Here is a 1483-nt window from a genome sequence, read left to right on the forward strand (position 1 = left end):
GTAATTGGATGGACTCGCCCAAGCCGAGGCGTCTGTAGCGCCACGGTGGCATTCTTAAGAAGCCAACGACAGCGAGGGCGAGCCCATGAAAAAGCATACGACCAAAACTCATTCGTCTCCAGTCGATGTGTCTGTGTGTTCGACTGTGGCGGTAGATCTTGCCAAGAATGTGTTCCAGGTGGCCGGGGAAGATGCCCTTGGCCAAGTCATTTACGAAGCCCGAATCAAGTCACGCGAAGCCTTTCTGCTGTTCCTCCACAAGCTGCCGAACGGCGTGACGGTGCTGATGGAAACAGGCCCTGGTGCGCAGGCCTGGGCGCGATTGCTCCAGACACAAGGCAAGCTGGCGAGAATTCTGCCGGCGCAACACGTGGCCGACCACCGCAGCGGCGCCAAGAATGATCGCAACGATGTACTGGCAATATTGCGCGCAGGCCGAGACCAAAACATTGCGGCAGTGCCGATCAAAAGCACAGCGCAATTGGCTATGCAGGCCCTGCATCGAGCCCGGCAAGGGTACGTGAGGCGGCACACCGCAATGGGTAACCAGATGCGCGGTTTGTTGCTCGAACATGGCATTGCCATGGCGCAGGGGGCAACGATCCTTGGCCGAAATGTCCCCCGAATACTGGAAGATGCCACCCAGCCACTGCCGCAGCTGTTGCGCGAACTGATCGCTGAAATGCTGGGAGAGTGGAGCCATCTGGGTGAACGCATCGAGGTACTGACGGGGCGCCTGGAAGCTGCCGCGCGCGAAGACGAGACGGCGAAGCGTCTGATGACAGTACGCGGTATCGGCCCGATCATCGCCACGGCACTTCTGGCCAAACAGACTGAGCCTGAGCGTTTCGCCAATGCCCGAATGTTTGCTGCCTACTTCGGCACGGTGCCCGAACAGAACAGCAGTGGGCAAAAAGTTCGACTGGGAAAAATGTGTAAACGCGGTGATGCCTACCTGCGCAGCTTGGCTATTCAAGGGGCACACGCGGTATTGAGGCAGGTGCGGCCTGATTCGGAGCATCCGGATGACCACCGCTTGCGGCGCTGGTTAAGTCGCCACGGTCAAAAAGGAGCCGCGGTACGGTTGGCCAACCGCAACCTGCGGATCGTTTGGGTGCTGCTGCAAAATGATCAGACCTATCGTCGCCAGCCAGCGGGTTGCCAGGAGGCGACGATGAGCCATTAATCGACAGAGTTCTGCCACCGGGGTGCTGAGTCACCTCAACCGCTGCTGAAGAACATTGACCCCAGGTCAGACCGTCGCGGATAGATGCCTGCCCTCCTACTGGCCCTTTGAGGCCTTACTGTAATCGGCATACCGCGAGCTTATCCAATGTTGGCCAGAAGCCGATGATGCTTCCTCGAACAGGCCTTATACATAGATGCAACCGGGTAGCAGTGTTCAAAAGCAGGTTGAAAGTGTGGGCGAGTCCATACATAGGAGGGGACTTGTCCCCGAAGAAGGCAACCTCAATCTGTCTGA

The 1483-nt window shown here is 58.1% G+C and carries 1 protein-coding gene; it reads left to right on the forward strand.

What is annotated here, in order from left to right; all coding sequences use genetic code 11:
* Positions 1 to 127: 127 nt before the first annotated feature.
* Positions 128 to 1186 (forward strand): IS110 family transposase, encoded by a 1059-nt coding sequence (locus AFK24_RS13000; RefSeq protein WP_080482144.1) that lies wholly within the window; start codon positions 128 to 130, stop codon positions 1184 to 1186.
* Positions 1187 to 1483: the final 297 nt, after the last annotated feature.

Origin of the sequence: Pseudomonas syringae, assembly GCF_001698815.1 — a bacterium.
In the GTDB taxonomy this organism is placed as follows: Bacteria; Pseudomonadota; Gammaproteobacteria; order Pseudomonadales; family Pseudomonadaceae; genus Aquipseudomonas; species Aquipseudomonas syringae_A.